Source organism: Plantactinospora mayteni (assembly GCF_016862935.1).
Taxonomy (GTDB): Bacteria; Actinomycetota; Actinomycetes; order Mycobacteriales; family Micromonosporaceae; genus Plantactinospora; species Plantactinospora mayteni.
The window spans coordinates 1-971 of record NZ_BONX01000116.1; the positions used below are offsets into that span (position 1 = coordinate 1).

Annotated in this window: 1 protein-coding gene; it reads right to left on the reverse strand. The window is 67.0% G+C overall.

Annotation, left to right across the window (positions count from 1 at the left end; genetic code table 11):
- Window positions 1-333: 333 nt before the first annotated feature.
- Window positions 334-723 carry a hypothetical protein gene (locus Pma05_RS42130; protein ID WP_203863146.1) on the reverse strand — a complete coding sequence of 130 codons (390 nt, stop codon included), beginning with the start codon at window positions 721-723 and terminating at the stop codon, window positions 334-336.
- Window positions 724-971: the final 248 nt, after the last annotated feature.

Consider the following 971-nt stretch of genomic DNA (forward strand, 5'->3'; position numbering starts at 1 on the left):
CGCGCGGTCGTCGTAGGAGCCCGACCTGAGCGTGATGGGGTCCAGACCTTCGTCGGTCACACGACCATGGTCGGTGAGACCCAGGGACCGCTGTCAACCCCTCGTTGGATCAGCGGTAGGCCGTCTGGCGCTCGCTCGTCGGCTATGACCCCGCCCAGCGGCGGCAAGACGGGCGCCCGATCAGCGGCAGATCCGCATGCCGCCGCGCCCTGGCACCGCCACTGCGCTCCTATCTGAAGCCAGGGCAGACGGAACGGGAAAGGGCGACGTGCGCCGTTCGGGATCGAACGCCACTTTCACGGCCGCGAAGCCCGTGATACCAGGTGGTGGCGCTCAAGCTGGCGGGTCGGGCTGAATAGCGTCAAGCGCGTCGAGTGCCGCCAACTCCAGGCGCAAGGACTCCTCTTGGTCCGCACGGCTGCGGTGGTCGATCGACAAGCTGTCGATCAGGAAGCGGGTAGTGACGAGACTGCGGTCCAGGCAATCGCGGATGAATTCCAGATCGCCGTCGGTCAACGCCAGCTCAAGGTGGGCGTCCCGCGGCGGCCAGCCCACCGGACCCCGACCACGCTCCGGGTGGCTCGCGTTGGCGTCCCACCCCAGTTGGCGAAGCCGGAACGCCTGGGCGGCCACGGACTGGTCCCCGTCAACGTTCTCAATGGCGTGGATGTTGTCGAGCACGGCATCGATGGTCAGCCACTGCGCGACGCCTACGTGCGCCACAGCACCCCCTCACGCTCCGGTCGTTCCTCGTGCTGCGCTGTCCAACCCGGCTGCTGACGAGGCTGGCAGGCGGCGCGGACACGGGACAGGTCCAATAGTTCTTCGACGACGAAATCACTGGCCACTTCAGCATGCCGCGTGGTCAAGTCGAGACTGCCGCCATGGCTGGGCACCTGACCGCATGGTGGCGTTCCGGCCTACGGTAGTCCCTTGCGAAGATGTCGCCTACCTCCTGAGTGAACGCGAGC